Source organism: Spirosoma sp. 209 (genome assembly GCF_002006735.1).
Lineage (GTDB): Bacteria > Bacteroidota > Bacteroidia > Cytophagales > Spirosomataceae > Spirosoma > Spirosoma sordidisoli.
The window spans coordinates 473,161-490,587 of sequence record NZ_MVEC01000004.1; the positions used below are offsets into that span (position 1 = coordinate 473,161).

At 58.6% G+C, this 17,427-nt stretch carries 18 protein-coding genes; 7 read left to right on the top strand and 11 right to left on the bottom strand.

Going from position 1 to position 17,427, the window contains the following annotated elements:
• Positions 1–21 precede the first annotated feature (21 nt).
• The 8 genes from B1C80_RS09795 to B1C80_RS09825 all read right to left on the bottom strand — a co-directional run bounded on the left by B1C80_RS09795 (position 22) and on the right by B1C80_RS09825 (position 5,648).
• On the bottom strand, positions 22–924 hold the full coding sequence (locus B1C80_RS09795) for an AraC family transcriptional regulator (RefSeq protein WP_077920877.1): 903 nt from the start codon (positions 922–924) through the stop codon (positions 22–24).
• Between the two features lie 214 nt (positions 925–1,138).
• Positions 1,139–1,612: a Dps family protein gene (locus B1C80_RS09800; RefSeq protein ID WP_077920878.1), complete on the bottom strand. Its 474-nt coding sequence runs from the start codon at positions 1,610–1,612 to the stop codon at positions 1,139–1,141.
• 41 nt (positions 1,613–1,653) lie between these two features.
• Entirely contained in the window at positions 1,654–1,953 is a 300-nt protein-coding gene (locus B1C80_RS09805; RefSeq protein WP_077920879.1) for a hypothetical protein, read from the bottom strand.
• Between the two features lie 35 nt (positions 1,954–1,988).
• Positions 1,989–2,990: a type I glyceraldehyde-3-phosphate dehydrogenase gene (locus tag B1C80_RS09810; RefSeq protein WP_077920880.1), complete on the bottom strand. Its 1,002-nt coding sequence runs from the start codon at positions 2,988–2,990 to the stop codon at positions 1,989–1,991.
• Positions 2,991–3,050: 60 nt separating this feature from the next.
• Positions 3,051–3,983 carry a ring-cleaving dioxygenase gene (locus tag B1C80_RS09815; RefSeq protein ID WP_077920881.1) on the bottom strand — a complete coding sequence of 311 codons (933 nt, stop codon included), beginning with the start codon at positions 3,981–3,983 and terminating at the stop codon, positions 3,051–3,053.
• Between the two features lie 269 nt (positions 3,984–4,252).
• Complete coding sequence (locus B1C80_RS09820; protein ID WP_077920882.1) at positions 4,253–4,450, bottom strand: hypothetical protein; 198 nt, start codon at positions 4,448–4,450, stop codon at positions 4,253–4,255.
• A gap of 304 nt (positions 4,451–4,754) precedes the next feature.
• Entirely contained in the window at positions 4,755–4,910 is a 156-nt protein-coding gene (locus B1C80_RS28515; protein WP_165358843.1) for a hypothetical protein, read from the bottom strand.
• A 111-nt stretch (positions 4,911–5,021) separates the two neighbouring features.
• Positions 5,022–5,648 (bottom strand): cupin domain-containing protein, encoded by a 627-nt coding sequence (locus tag B1C80_RS09825; RefSeq protein ID WP_077920883.1) that lies wholly within the window; start codon positions 5,646–5,648, stop codon positions 5,022–5,024.
• Positions 5,649–6,014: 366 nt separating this feature from the next.
• On the opposite strand from B1C80_RS09825, the gene B1C80_RS09830 reads away from it, so the two are divergent.
• Positions 6,015–6,311, top strand: coding sequence for a putative quinol monooxygenase (locus tag B1C80_RS09830; RefSeq protein WP_077920884.1), 297 nt, complete (start codon positions 6,015–6,017; stop codon positions 6,309–6,311).
• A gap of 94 nt (positions 6,312–6,405) precedes the next feature.
• Positions 6,406–9,717: a carboxypeptidase regulatory-like domain-containing protein gene (locus B1C80_RS09835; protein WP_236648701.1), complete on the top strand. Its 3,312-nt coding sequence runs from the start codon at positions 6,406–6,408 to the stop codon at positions 9,715–9,717.
• Between the two features lie 2 nt (positions 9,718–9,719).
• Here the strand turns inward: B1C80_RS09835 and B1C80_RS09840 are convergent, their stop codons facing one another.
• A complete protein-coding gene (locus B1C80_RS09840) occupies positions 9,720–10,967 on the bottom strand; it encodes an MFS transporter (RefSeq protein WP_077920886.1) in 1,248 nt (415 codons plus the stop codon).
• A 9-nt stretch (positions 10,968–10,976) separates the two neighbouring features.
• Positions 10,977–11,684 (bottom strand): MarR family winged helix-turn-helix transcriptional regulator, encoded by a 708-nt coding sequence (locus B1C80_RS09845; RefSeq protein WP_077920887.1) that lies wholly within the window; start codon positions 11,682–11,684, stop codon positions 10,977–10,979.
• Between the two features lie 185 nt (positions 11,685–11,869).
• On the opposite strand from B1C80_RS09845, the gene B1C80_RS09850 reads away from it, so the two are divergent.
• The 5 genes from B1C80_RS09850 (at position 11,870) to B1C80_RS09870 (ending at position 16,524) form a co-directional block, all read left to right on the top strand.
• On the top strand, positions 11,870–12,556 hold the full coding sequence (locus B1C80_RS09850) for an ABC transporter ATP-binding protein (protein ID WP_077920888.1): 687 nt from the start codon (positions 11,870–11,872) through the stop codon (positions 12,554–12,556).
• Positions 12,553–13,038, top strand: a complete 486-nt coding sequence (locus B1C80_RS09855; protein ID WP_077920889.1) for a YdeI/OmpD-associated family protein — start codon at positions 12,553–12,555, stop codon at positions 13,036–13,038. Before B1C80_RS09850 ends, B1C80_RS09855 begins: the two co-directional genes overlap by 4 nt.
• Entirely contained in the window at positions 13,035–13,991 is a 957-nt protein-coding gene (locus tag B1C80_RS09860) for an HlyD family secretion protein (protein WP_077920890.1), read from the top strand. Before B1C80_RS09855 ends, B1C80_RS09860 begins: the two co-directional genes overlap by 4 nt.
• Positions 13,992–14,031: 40 nt before the next feature.
• Positions 14,032–15,150 carry an ABC transporter permease gene (locus B1C80_RS09865; RefSeq protein WP_077920931.1) on the top strand — a complete coding sequence of 373 codons (1,119 nt, stop codon included), beginning with the start codon at positions 14,032–14,034 and terminating at the stop codon, positions 15,148–15,150.
• A 72-nt stretch (positions 15,151–15,222) separates the two neighbouring features.
• Positions 15,223–16,524, top strand: coding sequence for a TolC family protein (locus tag B1C80_RS09870; protein ID WP_077920932.1), 1,302 nt, complete (start codon positions 15,223–15,225; stop codon positions 16,522–16,524).
• 164 nt (positions 16,525–16,688) lie between these two features.
• On the opposite strand, the gene B1C80_RS09875 is transcribed toward B1C80_RS09870, so the two are convergent.
• Positions 16,689–17,231 (bottom strand): transposase, encoded by a 543-nt coding sequence (locus B1C80_RS09875; protein WP_077920891.1) that lies wholly within the window; start codon positions 17,229–17,231, stop codon positions 16,689–16,691.
• Positions 17,232–17,427: the final 196 nt, after the last annotated feature.

Genomic DNA, 17,427 nt, shown 5'->3' on the forward strand with positions numbered 1-17,427 from the left:
GGGCGGTCCGGGCGGAGTTGGTCAGACAGCATCGAAAGCGTCGTGGGCGTAGGTAGGATCGATCAGTCCCGACACCTGAACCCGCCTGCGGTAGGCGGTAGGAGTTGTCTGATACCGCTGTTTGAACAGCTTGTTGAGATGACAGATGTCGGTAAAGCCAAACTCGTCGGCAATCTGCGAAATGGTCATGTTGCTCAGCCGCAGCCGGGCTTCTACCAGCTGGAGCTTGTACCGGATAATATACTGCTGAATCGACTCGCCCGCCTGTTGCTTGAAGAGCGCGCTCAGGTGGCTCTGCGAATAATGAAAGACGTCGGCCATCCTGTCGATGCGGAGCCGATCGGGCTGGGTAATATGATGGCAGATATAAGCACCCATGCGCCGGATCAGCGACGGAGACGCATTCTTCGGCGTCGGGAGCTGCATCGGATGCCGCGCCAGCTGACGATCTACCAGACTGACAATCGTTTTCATCAGCGACTCTACAATGGGGTTGGCCAGCAGATGCCCGTGATTGAATTGTTCCGCCTGGACCATATCGACCAGCGCGCTCAGGTGCTGCTGTTCCGTCGTGTTGCTGACGATACTGCCAACGAACGGCTGGCTGACCAGCTGGCCCTGGTCGCTCAGTTGGGGCCAGGCCTCCTGACCGCTTGCCGACAGGCGAGAGAGGTACAGCTCCGTAAAGGTGAGCACGCAGAACGAGGTTGGCTGATCGATCAGGAAAGAGTGGCTGTCTACCGGGCCCAGGAAGAAAATATCGCCGGACCGGTAGGGAAACTGATTGCCGTTGATGCGGTGATAGCCATAGCCGGCCCGGATCAGGATCAGCTTGAACTGGCGCTGCGCCCGACCGGCCAACGGCCAGTGACTTGTTTCGAATCGCTGTACGTCGAGGAGCCCGTGTTGCGTATTTGGTTTCATAAGGCGAAGAGTTCGGAGGGGAGGTTGACCCGGCCAGTACGAACTACATTGCCAAGAAAATGCCAGTTTGAAATAGAGTGTTATTTTTGAGGCAATGTACTGATTGTTAAGAAGTTACTCTATTGTCTGTCTGGCGGTAACCTCCAGTTATTCTGGAGAGTCGCATTCTTTTTGGAGGCTATGTCTGGAGGCTGCCGACCGTTTCCGTAGTTGTTCAGCGGAGATGGGACCGCAGCATCCAGGCAATTTTTTCGTGTTTTTCCATCAACCCCGTAACAAAATCGCTCGTGCCGGCATCGTGATGGGCTTCCTGAAACTCGTTGATCGTACCCCGGATAAACTCGATCAGGCTCTCGTGATCGGCCAGTAGTTTTCTGATCAGGCTGCGGCTGTCATTGCCATCTTCGTCCTGTTCGGTCAGGTGGGTGAGTTGCAGGAAATTCTTCAGGGTGGCGGGAGCATAGTGGCCCAGCTGCCGGATGCGCTCGGCCACATTGTCGACCATGTCGGCCGATTGGGTGTAGAGCTCCTCGAAGTAACGGTGTACGGAGTGAAAGTCGATGCCCTCCAGATTCCAGTGGGCATTGAGGGTTTTGGTGTAGAGCACAAACTCGTCGGCCAGCAGTATGGCCAGCTGATGCGCAACGACTTCGCGGTTTTCGGGCGAGATACCAATAGTTGTTTTCATAAGAACCTGGTTGTTGTAGTGGGGTAAATCGGAATTGACGTTTATCGGCTATGAAGCTTTTCGAGCAGGGCAGTTGATACCGCATCGGCCGAAGCGCCGTAACCGGTAACCAGTATCCCTTTCAACCCCGACCGGGACTTGATGGCGTAGACGCTGGCTTCGTCGGCGGGGTCGGTATCGCCTTCGTAGCGGTAGATGTCGACGATCGTAAACTCATCGGCGCCAAAGGACGCCACCGGGCAGACCAGCCGGTCCTGCTCGAGTCGGAAATCGGTCGTGAATCCCTGTTTCTGTAAGGCAGCAACGGCTTCCGAAACGGTATCGTAATGGAGTTGTCCCATGGTGAACGGGTGTTGATTAGAAAATTTGCGGTCGGCTAGATGCGGTCGGCCAGAAACGCAGCCACTTCGGCCAGGCGGTTCGCGAAGCCCCACTCGTTGTCGTACCAGGTGGCTACCGACAGCAGATTGCCTTCTTTGGCGGTCAGGGGTAAATCAACGATCGAGGAGTGAGGATCGGCCACAATCCGCGACGAGGCCCACTCGCCATCCAGTACGTCCAGAACCCCTCTCAGCGGCCCCTCGGTAGCGGCCCGGCGAAACGCATCGTTGACGTCCTGCACCGTACAGTCTTTTTCCGTGATTAGATTCAGCTCGGCAATGCTGCCCGTTCGGGTCGGAACGCGGTAGGCTTTGCCCGTAATTTTCAGATCGTTCCAGATAAACTGCAACGCCCGGGCGGCTCCCGACGAGGAAGGAATGATGTTCTCGGCTGCGGCCCAGGAGTCGCGCCGGTCTTTCATCGGCTGATCGGTCAGCGACTGGGTGTTCGTATACGAGTGGACCGTCGAAAACAGGCCGTACTGAATCCCGAAGCGCTCCCGGATGACCTTCACCACCGCAGCCAGGGCGTTGGTCGTACAACTGCCCATGCTGATGAGGTGATGGCTGGCCGGGTCGAACGTATCCAGGTTGATTCCCTTGAGCAGAACGGCATCGCAGTCGGCCAGGGTCTTGCTTGGGGCGCTGATGAGTACGTAGCGGGCGCCCCGATCCAGGTGAACCTGGGCACCGGCGCGGGTGGTAGCCCGACCCGTACAGTCAACGACCAGATCGACGCCCAGCGCACCCCAGTCCGGCACTGCCTGCATCGAGTTGATATAGGGCAGGCTGCGGTGGCCGATCTGTAGCGCACCGGCCCGTCCGGTAACGGGTTCGGGCCAGCGCCCATAGTTGGTATCGACCGCAAACAGAGCTGCCAGCGTCGATTCGTCGCGGATATCGGCCACGGCAACCGGCGTAAACAGGTCATGTTGCAGGGCAATCCGCAGAAACTGTCGGCCAATGCGGCCAAATCCGTATAAGGCTATCGTGGCCATACGCAGTCAGGATTGGTGATTGATGGGTAAAGAGGCTGGAGAAAATTGGTCGACCAGCCCTCAGGTGGTCAGTACAGGCAGGGCCTTCTCGATGTGCACTCGTGAGGCTTCGTACTGCTTCGGGAGCCGGAGCGACGTGCCGAGGGCCGACAGGGGTTCGTCGACAGTGAAGCCGGGATTGTCGGTGGCGATCTCAAACAGCACCCCGCCGGGCTCGCGGAAATAGAGCGAGAAAAAATAGTCGCGGTCTATTTTGGGGGTGATCGACAGACCCTGGCTCATGATTTTATCGCGGAGCGCCATCTGAACAGACTCATTGGCCACCCGAAACGCAACGTGGTGATTGGTGCCGGCGGCATTGCGGCCTATGGGGCCTTTGGGTTCTTCGAGCAGATCGACAATCGACGCCGTATCGATGGCATCGGTACTGAATCGATAGCGATTGCCATCCTGCGCCTGTAGCTCATAGCCGAACAGGTCGGTCAGTAGGCGGGCCGTGGCATCTACCGTTTGCAGCGTCAGGGTTATGCTGTGAAACCCCCGGGTTGCCATAGCCTGCCGAACGGCCTCGGTTTCCCAGGCGGGCCGACTGTCGGGATGCTCGATCAGGCTGATGGCCAGTCCGTCGGGGTCTTTAAAGGGCATGTAGCGTGCTCCGAACCGTTCGGCCTGCTCGCCCACAGCGACGCCTGTTTCGCGGAACCGCTCGGCCCAGCTGTCGAGGCTCCCGACGGGCACCGAATACCCGATTTCGGTGGCCATGCCGACGCCGTTTTTACCCGGCCCGATGCCCTCCCACGGAAAGAACGTCAGGATGGTGCCCGGTGTGCCTTCTTCGTTGCCGTAGTAAAAATGATAAGTGCCGGGATCGTCGAAGTTGACCGTTTTCTTGACCAGCCGCAGGCCCAGCACGCGGGTGTAAAAGTCGTAGTTGCGCTGGGCGCTGTTGGCGATGGCCGTAATATGATGAAGACCTAGAATGCGATTATCCATACCTGTTCCGAGTAATGTCGATCGATGGTTGCCAATCGGGCAAACGGAAATGTCTGTCCCAAATGGATGAGACAAAACTACCGGCGGGGCAGCCTGCGGAACTGGTACGAATTGACGGTTATCCGGTAAAAAAAGCGGTTTCTCCCAAAGCAGGCCCTGTTTTGCCGGGCCGGAGGAGCGGGTATGGTTCCTGGTCAGGCAGACGCGTTGTCGCTACTGACCAGCCGTGGTATTTATGATTTCATAGACTTACGGAACCGTTCCGACCGCTAGTATTTCGCTTTTTTATTCCGCTTCGACAGAGAAGCCTGAATAACCGCCCAGGCTTTAACCCGAAGTTGCTGGTGCAGCTCCCTGTCTCGGGGTACAAAGGTGGTGCTCCGCAGATTATTCTTTAACGATTTCGGTTCCCAGTAGATGGTATCGGATGTATCGGGAATGGACGTGTAGGGGAGTTGGTTTGTCATGATCGGTTGGTTTGATCGGTTGTAAAAGCCGGCGTCTGTTGAGACGAGTATGGCCAGTTTACAGGGGGCTCCTGATTCAGGAAGACCGTTGACTTTACGTCTCCGTAGCCACCAATTTTTCCCGCTGGTACAAGAAATTGTACGGGGGTTGATGACCTTGTGGCGTTCGCAAACGCCCGGACAGGTTCGTAAGAGCCGCTCTATGGAGTCGATCCTGTCCGTTAAAAAAATCAGCCTACGGGCTGTTAGCGAGCCCCTGTTCAGGAGGGGATAATAACCCGTAGGCCGGGATACTGAAGCGGGTTTATTTCCGGCCTTTCTTGGCCTTTGGAGAAAGATCCAACGGTGCGACAAGGGCATCGTTCTGGGCATACTTGGGCAGGACTGGGTGACCGGCTACTTTAGCAGGCTTGGTAGCCGCTTTCTTACTGTTTTTGTTGGTCTTTTCCTGATGAGCCATGATGATTGGTTTTCCTGTACAACACCGTGGGTCCGAAAACGCTTTATTTATTATGCATCAGCCGTGGTTGGCCCCAGGCATTACCCGGCCTCAGCCCTGTAGAGACTAATGCTAATGCGTAGCCGTCAGCGTTTGCTCCGACTGGACAGCAGCGCCTGAAACAGCCGACTGCCGGAGACTGGTTGCCCGTTTCAGCGGTTCCGGGGCGTCTTTAAAGTGATCATACCGGCCCAGCAGTTTTCCCAGCCGGTACGTAATGGGCATCAGAACGTGCCTGACTAACCAGGGAATCTCCGGCATGGCGTATTCGTCGGCGTATCGGGTTAGCAGATAGGCCGCGTCGAAGGCTTCCGGGCGAGCGTTACCCGATTTTTTCTGGGCGGCAAAAAGGGCCGATAAAAAAAAGACAATCGAGTGGGCAGGCTTGAGCCAGGCACTACAGTGCAGTGGGTCGGTACCCGCGTTCCAGAATCGATGCGGCACACCGCGTTTGAACACGATAGTCTCACCCGCCTGCGCATACTGCTCTTTCTGGCCGGCCAGTTGGTAGCCAATGGTTCCGCTAAGGACCGTAAAGCCTTCATCCTGTAGCCAGTGAACATGCATAGGTGGGCCGGAGCCCGGGGCTACAAAGTTCTCCCCAACCACGCGGTCGCCATCGGGTTCGGGAATGACCTGGTAAAAAATGAGCGTTTCGCCAGTACTGTTTTCAATGGAATGCGGGTAGGTGAATGGCATCGTAGTAGTCAGTTTCGGGTTGTGTTAGTGCTGGCAAAAGTCCGTTGCGGGCCGGTCGCTGGCAATGGCTGGTCGGCTGAAACGGAAAAAGATGCGCTTGAAGTGAGGTTATTCTATATGGATACAAGATGATGTGTACAAAAACAGTGCCGGGCCTGTAACGGGGTACGCCCGGAGGTAGTGAAGTACAGCCATAAACGGCGCTGGCCAGCCGCATGCCACCGGGCCGCGGTAGCTGACATACAGACCGGTAATACTGGCAGCGTTGGCACAGAGGTGTTACCTTGCAAGCTGAAAAAATACGGCCACCCGGTACTGTCCAGCTGGAATAACCGGTACGGGGGGGGCTGTCGTCACAGATACGCTATGCTTGTTCGCTTTGTCCGTATGACCTTTCGGGAAGAGGCCCTGCCCGATTTTCACGCCATCTTCGATCGGTCGAAACACCACATCCGGGCTTTTCCCGGCAACCGCCACCTCGAGCTCCTGCGCGACCCTGACCATCCCGCGGTGCGTATGACCTACAGCCTCTGGGACTCTGCCGATGCCCTGGAGGCCTACCGGCAGAGCGAGCTGTTCCGCACGACCTGGGCTGCTACCAAAGCCCTCTTCGCCGAAAAAGCGCTGGCCTTTTCGGGCGAAAAGCTGGAAGTACTGCCCTGACTATCCGGTGTTAAGTAAAAATACTTACCCGCTGTACTTTTGAGAATAACCAGCAGTTTACCAGCAGTTTATTCGTATGGCGGGGCACCCTTATTTGAGAACCATTGCTTTCCTGGCGGTTAGCCTGCTGCTCCTGATCAGGTCGGGACTGGCGCAGACAACCAGCCTGTCGGGCCGCGTAACCGATGCGGCTACCGGTAAGCCTCTGCCGTTTGCCAGTGTGTACCTGAACGCAACAACGCGCGGCACCACCACCGACGAGCAGGGGCGGTTCGATCTGCAGAACGTGCCGCTCGGTACCATTGAGGTCGTATCGTCGTTTCTGGGCTATCAGACGGCCCGGCAAACGCTGCGGCTCGATCAGCCCAGACCGGCTACCCTCGCCTTTGCGCTCACGCCCGACAGCCGGGTGCTGGCCGATGTAACGGTGCGGGCCAACCGCAAGGACCGGACCTGGGAGCGGCAGTTTCGCCAGTTTAGGCGGCAGCTTCTGGGCGATCCGTTCGGCAGCCAGTGCCAGATCACCAATAGCTTCGTGCTGTCGTTTACGGAAGAAAAAGGACACCTGATCGCTACCGCTACCGCACCGCTCATCATCGAGAACCAGGCGCTGGGCTACCGGCTCTATTACGACCTTCAGCGCTTCGACGGAAGTCTGATCAAGGTGTATTATGCCGGCGCAAGCCGCTTCGAGCCGCTGACCCCCGCCGACGACCGACAGGCCGAGCGTTACCGCCGGAACCGGATGCAGGCTTACCTGGGGTCGCTGCGGCATCTGATGGCCAGCCTCATCAGCGGTACGCACGAACAGAACGACTTTCAGGTCTACTACGAAGATATTACCAAACCCATGGGCCCCATCAACGGGCAGCCGCTGCTGTACGAGGCCATACACAAATACAAACGGCTAACGCCCGTTACGGTGGCTACCCTGATTCAGCCCGGCAGGCTGCCGTTTGAACGGCGACTGGAAACGGCCCGCCCGCTGGTCGTTTTTTATACGCGGGCTACCTCTACCTTTTCGCCCTATCGCGATGCCCGCTACGCCTACTCGCAGCTGACCCTGCCCCAGGGATGGAGCCAGCTGACAACCGATGGACTGATCACCGTTCCCAACGGCCTGGAAGCCTCCGGCTCCCTCGCCGACGATCGGTTGTCGACCCAGATGCCCGCCGACTGGAAACCAACCGGCCTGCCGGGCCAAACCCAGCCAGGTGATGAAGCCAGCCAGACCTTTATCGCGCAGGGGAAGCTGCTGCCACCTGATCAGCGACTGGAGCGGATTGCCACCGACTTCACGAGCCACTATGCGCAGCTGGGCCCGACGGCCTATGCCCACATCGACAAGCCGTTTTACCTGACCGGCGACCGCCTTTGGTTCAGCGTCTACCTGCTCGATACACCCACCCATCGGCGCCCGGCCGGTGAAACAGCCGCCCAGGCCGATTTGCTAACCCCTTCCGGACAGCTCGTACAGCATCAGTGGCTCCACGTAGCCGAGGGCCGGGGCGTGGGTAACTTCCTGCTGTCGGATACGCTGGGGTCGGGCCTGTACCGGCTGCGCGTCTATACCGACGAAGATGACAGACAGTTTCGGCCCGCCTTCGAGCGCTCGGTCGCTATTTATAATGCGCTCGACCGCTCGGCCGGACCCGCCCGGGGAACCCCGGTGGCAAAACAGGCAGCGGCCGAGCCCGCCAGAACCAGTGGACTGAGCCTGTCGGCCGATATCAGTACTGATACCAGCCGACTCGCCATTACCATCGACGGGGGCGCGCAACAGCGGGCTGATTCGGTCTATCTCTTCGTTCAGCAACGCGGACAGCTTGTTTATCAGCAGAAAGTGCTGTTACAGGCCGGCCGTGCGCAGCTGAGCATACCCGTTCTTCGGTTGCCGCCGGGGCTGGTTCAGCTGCGGCTGTACAACGATGTGGCCCGCCTGCAGGCCGAACGGCTGGTCGTTGTGCCGGATCGGTTGCCGCCCGTGGCCGTGACCATGACGACCCCAAAAGCCCGCTACCAGCCCCGCGAGTCGGTTTCGCTCACCATTTCGCTCAACGACGGTGGTCGGCCGGCCGTAGCTGCTTTATCCGTGTCGATCACCGATGCCGATCAGGTTCCGCCCGATACCGCTGCCGACGATCTGCCCACCCATCTGTTTCTCACCGGTGAGCTGAGCGAACCCATCCGGCTGCCCAACGACTACCTGAAAACGAACCGGCCCGACCTGCGCCAGCGGCTCAGCCAGCAGCTGGCGCGGCAACAGTGGCGACGCATGGGGGGCATCCACGACGCCGGCTGGCTGGGCGGGGTATCGATAATGGGACAGGTGCTGAATGCGGCCGGGTTGCCGATACCCGATGCGCAGCTGGTCGTGGCATCAACCAGTGCGGCCCAATATTTTGTCAACTCGGTGGGCGCCGATCAGCAGGGGCGTTTCCGGCTGGCGGGGCTGGCCGTTAAAGATACCCTGCCGGTACTGGTGCAGTTTACCGACCGGCAGTTCAAAAGTCTGCCCGTTACCGATACCCGGTTGGTGCTACAGCGCCCCGGCATGATCTGGCCGCGAACCAGCGCGGATACGCTCGTCGACTGGGGACGGCTGTCGGCGGTACTGGCTGCGGCCCGGCTCCGGCAGGAGGCCGATCCGGGTCGGTATCGGCAGAAAGCAGCCCGTCAGCTGGCCGAGGTGAACGTAAGCGCGCGGAAGCAGGCCGACCCCCGCGATGCGGTTCGGGGCATGAGCCTCCACGGAAAAGCCGACGCTACCGTTACGTTTTCGGGCAATACTACCCAGTTTTCGAACCTGTACGAGATGATGCGCGGCCAGGTGTCGGGGGTGTCGGTCATGCAGCTGGCATCCAGCGAGTCGTCCAATGGGTATGCCGTTACGATACGGGGTATCAACAGCCTGCAGAGCAGTACGGAACCGCTCTATCTGATGGACGGCATGCCCATTACCGGCGACCCATCCACTGCGCTGTTTGGCTTCAGCCCGAACGATATTGAACGGATTGAGGTACTGAAAAACGCGGGGTCGGTAGGGATGTACGGGGTTCGGGGCGGCAACGGGGTCATTGCGTTCTACTCCAAACGAAGCGCTTCGGAACCCAGCGGGCCGGGTCGGCAAACGACCGCGCAATCGCTCCAGCTGATCGGCTACCCGTCTGTGCCGCCGGCGTTTACCGTGCCGCGTTACGAAGCTGGCGTCGCACCCGCCGAGGGGAGCCCCGTTGACCGGCGGGATGTGCTCTACTGGAAACCCATTGCCCAGACCGACAGCAACGGGCAAACACGCCTGCTGTTCCCGCTCTCGGATGTGGTTCGGACGGTACGGGTAACGGTTCAGGGCATAACCCAGGACGGTCGGCCGGTAGCGGCTACGCAACTCATTCAGGTGCAGTAAGGTTAATTCGGGCTGGTTTCGGGTGCCGGGGCGGGTCGGGTTTGCCACGCCAGCCAGGCCACCAGCGCCAGGCAGATGGCGAACCAGCCGAACGGGAGCCGCAAATCGAGCAGCGACAACGCCCCGAAAACTACCGTAGTGCCAAAACTGGCCAGCCCCTGCAACGCCTGGTTGATGCCGAACACTTCGCCCCGGTCTTCGTCGGTTGTGCGCTGCGCCATCAGCCCTTCAATCAGGCCCTGAATGAGCGAAAGCGTCAGGCAGTCGATCGTGACGAGGATGTAGAGCCACAATACCGAATCGCCGATAAAGCCGTAGCCGGCCAGGACCGGTGCGCCCAGCACGGCAAACCAGATAATGCCCCGGCGCTGGTTGATGCGGTCGGCGAAGTAGGTGTAGAACACATAGTTGATCCCCACGCTCAGCGCGCCGAAATACATAAAGAAATAAGAAATTCCCTTGGCATCGAGCTGGAGGGCGCCGAAGCTGGCAAAGGTTACGAAATAGAAGTAGTAGCCCGTACTCATGGTGAGCGCCAGCTGCATCAGCACCAGCCGCTTGAGGCCGGGGTACTTCCGGTCTTTCTCCGATAGCCGCGACCAGATGCGCCACACGTTGAGCGAGTTGATCAGTTCCGTTTTCAGGGCCTCGGTCGATACCCCCGATGGGTTGGTGTGGGTTTCGCGCAGGGTATAGCTGAGCAGCATATTCACCGCCGACAGAACGACCGCCATGATGACCACCACCCGCGCCTGATCACCTTCGACCACGTCGAAGCTCGTCAGCAGCAGACCCGACGCGGCCGGCCCGATCACGAACCCCAGCGATAGGATAGCCCCTTCGATGCCCAGATTCCGGAACAGCTCCTCCTTGGGCGAAATATCCGTAATGGCCGAGCGTACCGTAGCGTACATGCCGTTGGTCAGACCGTCGCTGAACCGGTTGGCCAGCTGCGAACCCAGGGTGATGGGAATCAGCAGACAGTCGGCCAGAAACGTACCCACGGCCGACACGATAAAGATCGGCCGTCGTCCGTAGCCGTCGGATAGTTTGCCCAGCAGCGGGGCCGAAAAGAGCTGCACGCCCAGAAAGAGCGCCGTACCGAGCGCCAGCCAGAGCTGCGGCTGCGGGCGTCCTTTCACAAACTCGGGCAGCACCGGTCCGATTGCCGACCCGACCACCACGTCGATGAAAATAATCGCGTAAATATGAATGAGTCGGCGGTCGCGCACGGGGGGTGGGGTAGACATGCTGCAAAGTTACCCTACCATTCGTTCATAGACCTCGTCAAATTCGCAATGGCGGCTCTGTTTGTAGTGCTCAGCGTGGTATCGGTCGAGTTTGTCCAGGATCTGAACCAGCATGGTCTTCTCGCCTTCGGTCAGCGAACTGTAGGCCACATCGGCCACTTTGTTCATAACCGGGAAGCATTCCTGAATCAGCGCGATCCCCTTCGGCGTGATGCGCAGCCGCTTGGACCGCCGATCCTGCTCATCGGGAAACTCTTCGATCAGCTCCATGCGAATCAGCCGGTTGATGACGTCGATGCCCGAGGCAAATTCGGCCATCATTTCGTAAATCACTTCGCTTTTCTTGGGCGTGCCCATCTGAATGACCACCAGCAGATAGAGCGGGTCGTCGAGGCCTTTGATGGCCAGATCCTGCATGGCCTTTTTCGAGTAGAAATAAGCATACTTGGCCAGTCGCCCAACCAGCGCACCCAGCCTTGCTTCGGGCCTGACAGGAACCATCGTCCAGTCTATGTCGCCTGTCAGGCTCTCGGCCCAGTGCTGGTTAACCTCACCCTTTTCGTTTATAACCGGCTCAGCGGCTGCCATGACCGGTTTGCTGGCCTGCTCGGTCAGGTAATGCAGGCAGAAGCCCGCCAGATCAGCATTCGGGGTGTGGGCGCTATAGGCCGCCCATTGGTTTACCAGCTCAACCAGATTCTGTTCTCCTCTATCCATTTTACTGTGCTTTCGTACAGATCAACACATTTTTTGGCGTAACTCATTACGAAACTAAACTTTTTTTTACGCAAGTCATAACATTAATTACGATTTCGTAGTAATATTGCTGTCGAAATAGAAAAGAAATTACGGTATAATAGTAAAATGATCGTTTTAGTAGACCCCATCACGCACCGACGCCTATGATTGCAGAATTGAAAGGAGCTGGTAAAGAGTACAAAACCGGCGATCAGACTATTGTGGCGCTGCAGCCTGCCTCGCTCCGGCTCAACGAGGGCGAACTGCTGCTGATCATCGGGCCGTCCGGCTCGGGAAAAACGACGCTGTTGTCGCTGCTGGGCTGCGTCATCTACCCCAGCTACGGCGATCTGTGGGTCGACGGGAAGCATGTGAATCAGCTGAGTCAGAAGGCGCTGGCTATGTTGCGGCTCAACACCATTGGCTTCGTATTCCAGAACTTCAACCTGCTGGCCCCACTCACGGCCGAAGAGAACGTGATGATGCCGCTGCAGCTTCAGGGGGTGAACCGGACCGAAGCCCGCGACCGTACCGAACAGGCGCTCAGGACAGTAGGCATGCTTGATCGCCGGCTCAACCTGCCCCGCCAACTGTCTGGTGGGCAGCAGCAGCGCATCGCCATTGCCCGCGCGCTGGTAACCAACCCCAAGCTGGTTCTGTGTGACGAACCGACGGCCTCGCTCGATAAGGACTCGATTGGCGTCGTCATGCGCGAGCTGCGGACGCTGGCCGACGGGGGCAAGTCCGTGGCCGTCGTTACCCACGACCCGCGGCTGAAGCCCTACGCCCACCGCATTGTGGAAGTAGACAATGGGATAGTAACCGAAACCGATATAAACACCGCTGTATGATCACGTTTGAAACCCGCATTCATACCGTGCCCGGCCCCATGCAGGTGGTCGAGATTCCGGCCGACGTGGCCGAAGCCTGGCTGCCCGTAAACGGCAAACGCTGCCTGTACAAACTGTTCGACGGCGAGTTGTATCACGGCGGCTTCATCCACAATGGTCTTGGCGGCTATCAGCTGATCATCGGCAAGAAAGCCCGCGACGCGGCAGGCGTTTCGGCAGGAAGTGCGGTCACGATAACCCTGTCTCCCGATACGAGCCGGTATGGGTGCGATATGCCCGACGAACTGGCCGAAGTGCTGGCCACCGATCCCAAAGCGAACGACGTCTTTCACGCGCTAACGCCCGGCCGTCAGCGAAGTCTTATCTACCTGGTAACGACGGTCAAATCGACAGACAAGCGCATCGACCGATCGCTGAAAATTGCCGAAGCGCTGCACCTAGGCCTTACCGATCCACGAAAAATTTTACCATCCAATCCATGAAAGCCCTATATATACTACTTACTCTTGTGTTGCTGAACGCCTGTTCGGATAACAAGCAAAAGACGTCTGAACAGCAGGCCGATTCGGTCCGAACGGTACAGGCGCCGAAACGTATCGGCGAGGTGATGGGCGTAGCGGTCATCGAACCGGCCGCCCGCATCAGCCAGCTCTCGGCCGAAACGGGGGGCGTTGTCCAGCGGGTCAACGTAACCATTGGCGAGCAGCTCCGGAAAGGGCAGGTGATCCTGACGATGGAGAACGCCCTGGAGTCGGCCCAGCTGCGGCAGGCTGCGGTCAAGATCAACACCCAGCAGGACGCTATCGAAACCGCCCGTCAGCAGGTGCAGACGCTGCGGGTGCAGCTCCAGAAAGCCGAAGCCGACCTGATCCGCAGCGACAAGCTTTTTGCCGGTAATGCGCTGACCCGAAAAGAACTCGACGACGCCCGCTATGCGGTTCAGAACCTCCAGCAGCAGATCAAAGCATCAGAAGCGCAGGTGAAGCAGGCCCAGGGCCGGATCGGCGAACTCCGCGCCGACATCCGTTACGCGTCAACCGTGGCGGGCCTGAAGACCGTGAAGGCGCCGGTCGACGGAACGCTGCTGAGCCTCGACGCCAAGGTGGGGCAGTTTCTGGCTACGAACCAGTCGATCGGTGATTTTGCGCCCGCCGGTCCGCTGGTAGCTCTGACCGAAATCGATGAATTATTCGCGCTTCGGGTCAGGGTAGGGCAGAAAGCCTACATACGGCCCCAGGGCAGCAACGAGCAACTGTCTACGGGAACGGTGGTGCTGGCATCGCCTTACCTCCGCAAAAAATCGCTCTTCTCCGACAACGCATCGAACCTCGAAGACCGGCGCGTCCGCGAAGTGCGGGTACAGCTCGACAATCCGGCCAATGTGATTATCGGCGCGCGGGTCGAATGCATCATCCAGGTTGGCAACGGGCAGTAAGCCGTGCGGTTGCTTCTCCACCTTTTTTCTCTTTCTCATCATGTTTCGAACGGCATACAGATTCCTGAAATACGACAAGGCCAAGTCGATTGGGACCGTGGTTGGTATTACGCTGTCGGTGTTTCTGGTCGGTCAGCAGTCGGGGGTGTTCCTGTTCCTGACCAACTCGATCATCAACGTCGTGAACAGCAATAAGCAGTACATCTGGCTGGTTGACGAAAGCACCACCGACGCCAACAAGACGGTGCCGCTCGATGTTCGGATCGGTCGGCAGGTAACCAGCATCGCCGGGGTCAGGCGGGTGCATGAAGTGGTTATCTCGGCGGGTTCCGTCAAGCGGCTCAACGGCAAAACCGCCGGGCTGTCGCTCATTGGCGTGCAGGCTCCGACCTACGTTGGCCTATGGAACCTCGAACCGGGCGTGTCGCCCGCCCGGCTGCTCACCGATGGCGCGCTGTTTATGGACGTCTTTTCGGAAAACCTCGGCGATGTAAAAACAGGAGAGACGTTCGAGTTTAACGGCAAGCGGGTCTATAAAGCGGGGCAGACCCGGGGTACGCAGGGCCTGGGTATCGATTACGCCTTCACGACGATTGAGCGGGCCCGTAGCCTGACCGGCTTCTCGCCCAACAAGGTAAGTTTCTTCCTGGTCGAGGCCCAGCCTGGTGCCGATCCGGCGGCCGTGGTCAAGCGCATCAACGGGTCGATAGCGGGTGTACGGGCCTGGACGGGCGACGCTTTTGCCGACAGCACCTTTACGCAGGCTGTGGTATCGGGTGGCTTTGCGGCTACGTTTGGTTTCCTGATCATATTCGCCATCATTGCGGGCTTCGTCATCATCGGCCTGACCCTGTACTCGGCTGCGAACGAGCGGATTCAGGACTATGGCACCCTCAAGGCCATCGGCGCGGCCAACGGCTACATAACCCGGCTTATTCTGCTCCAGGCGATGCTCATGGCCATTATCGGCTATGCCATCGGGCGAATTTTTGTCGAAGGTTTCCGGCTGCTGCTTATGTCCATCGGCTCCAACTTCTCGTTCTCGGCCTGGCTCGAGGTTGGCTTCATCAGCATCACGCTCTTCATCGCCCTGGGCGGCAGCCTGTTCGCCATCCGGCGCATCACCTCGCTGGAGCCTGCATCTGTATTCAGACGATAAGTTTCATTGAGTGACTGAACGATGCGGTGTCTATGCACTCGATTGTTCAATTGCTCCTCCTCACGAATGCTCATGAAATCCATGTTTATACTGATTGGGCTACTGGTACTCAATCACTCATTCGCTCAGTCGCCCGCGAAGATTACGCTGCCCCAGGCGCTTCAACAGGCGCAGGCAAACCGGCTGGAGCTGGCAAACGAGCAGCTACAGACCCAGCTTACGGAAAGTGACGAAGCCCGCCGACGGGCTCGCTGGCAGCCGCAGGTCAGCGCCAGCGGTGATTTTCGGTGGAACACGCAGATTCAGCAGAGCGTGATCAAAAATGCACCGTTTGCCAATGGACAGGATCTGGTACTTCGGTTCGGCACCCGTGTCAATAACGTGCTGAACGTACAGGCCGAACAGAAAGTCTATGACGCCACGAGCCGTATCGATCGGCAGATCAACCAGTTGAATGCAGACGGTCAGCAGGCCCTGCTCGAAAAAGTGCGGGTCGACGTGCGCCAGCAGGTAACGGAAGCTTATTACCAGGCCGTATTCGATCGCGAAAAAATCCGGCTGTCGGAGCGGGCGCGGCTGCGGGCCCAGGGGTATCTCGACCAGGCTCGTACGCGGTTCGGGAGCGGTACCCTGCTACAGACCGACCTCGATCGCTTTGCGCTCGACCTGAGCAACGCCGAACAAGCCTACCGCAACGACCAGCGCGACTACGCCCTGAGTCTGGAGACCCTTCGCTACCGGATCAGCAGCAACCAGGCCGTAGAGCCCGCCGATTCGCTGACTGCGCTGTTTACCTCATTTCAGGCCCAGGAACCGGCTGGTGGAAACCGGGTGGAGCTAAAGCAGGAGGAGGTGAACCGGCAGGTAAACGAACTCAACCAGCGCCGGGAGCAGGCCCGGCTGGCACCGGTCGTGACGGCCTACGGTGCCTACTTCGCGCAGCAGTTTGCCGATGCGTTCAGTCCCTTTGCGGCTGGTACGTGGTTTCCGTACAACTACGTGGGTGTCCGGGTCAGCGTCCCTGTCTTCGACGGGCGACAAACGCGTATTAACCGACAGGATTACGTGCGCCGGGCGCAAATCAACCAAAATACACTGCAACGACTCCGCAATGATTTCGACTACGAGGTCCGATCGGCTCAGAACACCTTGACAAAAGCCCGCGAAAACCTCGACGAGAGCCGTAAAAATATCGTTCAGGCGCAGCAGATCGTAGCCATCGACCGGGTTCGTTTCGACGCGGGCACGCTGCTGCTGGCCGATTTTCGCAACAGCGAATACGCGCTGCAAACTGCCGAAAATAACTACCTCCGTGCCGTATACGACGTCCTGCGCGGCCAGCTACAGCTACGAAAAGCAACGGGAACCCTGTAGAGACGCGACCGCCCGGCGGCCCGGCCCTCGCGTCTCACTCGCGTCAGCAAAAGTCTGGCTAGGTTTTAGCCTCAGCAAAATCAACAACCCATGTTGATATTGCTGACGTGTGATTGCTAACGCCAGGCTGTTGCTGACGCCCAGAGACGCAAAGGATTGCGTCTCTACATGTACAGGTTCTCGAGGTTGTCGCGGTCCAGGTGCCAGGTTGAGGGGTTGGCTTCGATGTAATGGCGAATGCGATCCAGTTCGTCGGTGTTCCGGATGACCCGGTCGTAATACCGAGGCTGCCAATCGAAGGGAATCTTGTTTCGGGTGGCAAAGGTCTTGACGCCTGATTTAAAACCCCGGACTATGGAAGCCAGATTCTGGCGTTGCGGTCCGAACCTATTCGGTTGCCAGTCGGTGTAATCGGGTTTGCAGATCCACAAAACACCGTGTACATGATTCGGCATGAGCTGAAACGCATCCAGAAATACGTAGGGGTGATAGTGGGTGATGGCCAGCCAACCCTCAATAACCCGCTGGCCCAGCAGAGTCGATTCTACGACGCATTCGCCCACTGGGTTGACGCTCACTTCGCCCAGGCAGCAGGCTCTGTCGCGGGTGCAAACGGTGATGAAATACATACCGTTCGACCCATAATCGTAGCTGGCCAGGCGAGTTGACTCGATCCGGTGCCGTCCGCCAAACAGATTTTCCTGCATCGTTTATGGCTACAGACGGCATCCGACAAACTGGGTAACGCCCCCGGTAGAGACGCGACCGCCCGGCGGCCCGGCCCTCGCGTCAGCAACAATTTTGCGTCAGCAATATCAACATCCTTTACCGCGTGCTAACGGCAAAGGATGTTGATATTGCTGACGCGAGTGAGACGCAAGGGCCGGGCCGCCGGGCGGTTGC

Bases quoted from the DNA above. Each gene is read 5' to 3' on its own strand.
- B1C80_RS09820 (WP_077920882.1), bottom strand. From the start codon at position 4,450: ATGACAAACCAACTCCCCTACACGTCCATTCCCGATACATCCGATACC.
- B1C80_RS09815 (WP_077920881.1), bottom strand. From the start codon at position 3,983: ATGGATAATCGCATTCTAGGTCTTCATCATATTACGGCCATCGCCAAC.
- B1C80_RS09865 (WP_077920931.1), top strand. From the start codon at position 14,032: ATGTTTCGAACGGCATACAGATTCCTGAAATACGACAAGGCCAAGTCG.
- B1C80_RS09805 (WP_077920879.1), bottom strand. From the start codon at position 1,953: ATGGGACAACTCCATTACGATACCGTTTCGGAAGCCGTTGCTGCCTTA.
- B1C80_RS09825 (WP_077920883.1), bottom strand. From the start codon at position 5,648: ATGCCATTCACCTACCCGCATTCCATTGAAAACAGTACTGGCGAAACG.
- B1C80_RS09830 (WP_077920884.1), top strand. From the start codon at position 6,015: ATGCTTGTTCGCTTTGTCCGTATGACCTTTCGGGAAGAGGCCCTGCCC.
- B1C80_RS09860 (WP_077920890.1), top strand. From the start codon at position 13,035: ATGAAAGCCCTATATATACTACTTACTCTTGTGTTGCTGAACGCCTGT.
- B1C80_RS09845 (WP_077920887.1), bottom strand. From the start codon at position 11,684: ATGGATAGAGGAGAACAGAATCTGGTTGAGCTGGTAAACCAATGGGCG.
- B1C80_RS09795 (WP_077920877.1), bottom strand. From the start codon at position 924: ATGAAACCAAATACGCAACACGGGCTCCTCGACGTACAGCGATTCGAA.
- B1C80_RS09870 (WP_077920932.1), top strand. From the start codon at position 15,223: ATGAAATCCATGTTTATACTGATTGGGCTACTGGTACTCAATCACTCA.
- B1C80_RS09810 (WP_077920880.1), bottom strand. From the start codon at position 2,990: ATGGCCACGATAGCCTTATACGGATTTGGCCGCATTGGCCGACAGTTT.
- B1C80_RS09855 (WP_077920889.1), top strand. From the start codon at position 12,553: ATGATCACGTTTGAAACCCGCATTCATACCGTGCCCGGCCCCATGCAG.
- B1C80_RS09875 (WP_077920891.1), bottom strand. From the start codon at position 17,231: ATGCAGGAAAATCTGTTTGGCGGACGGCACCGGATCGAGTCAACTCGC.
- B1C80_RS09840 (WP_077920886.1), bottom strand. From the start codon at position 10,967: ATGTCTACCCCACCCCCCGTGCGCGACCGCCGACTCATTCATATTTAC.
- B1C80_RS28515 (WP_165358843.1), bottom strand. From the start codon at position 4,910: ATGGCTCATCAGGAAAAGACCAACAAAAACAGTAAGAAAGCGGCTACC.
- B1C80_RS09850 (WP_077920888.1), top strand. From the start codon at position 11,870: ATGATTGCAGAATTGAAAGGAGCTGGTAAAGAGTACAAAACCGGCGAT.
- B1C80_RS09800 (WP_077920878.1), bottom strand. From the start codon at position 1,612: ATGAAAACAACTATTGGTATCTCGCCCGAAAACCGCGAAGTCGTTGCG.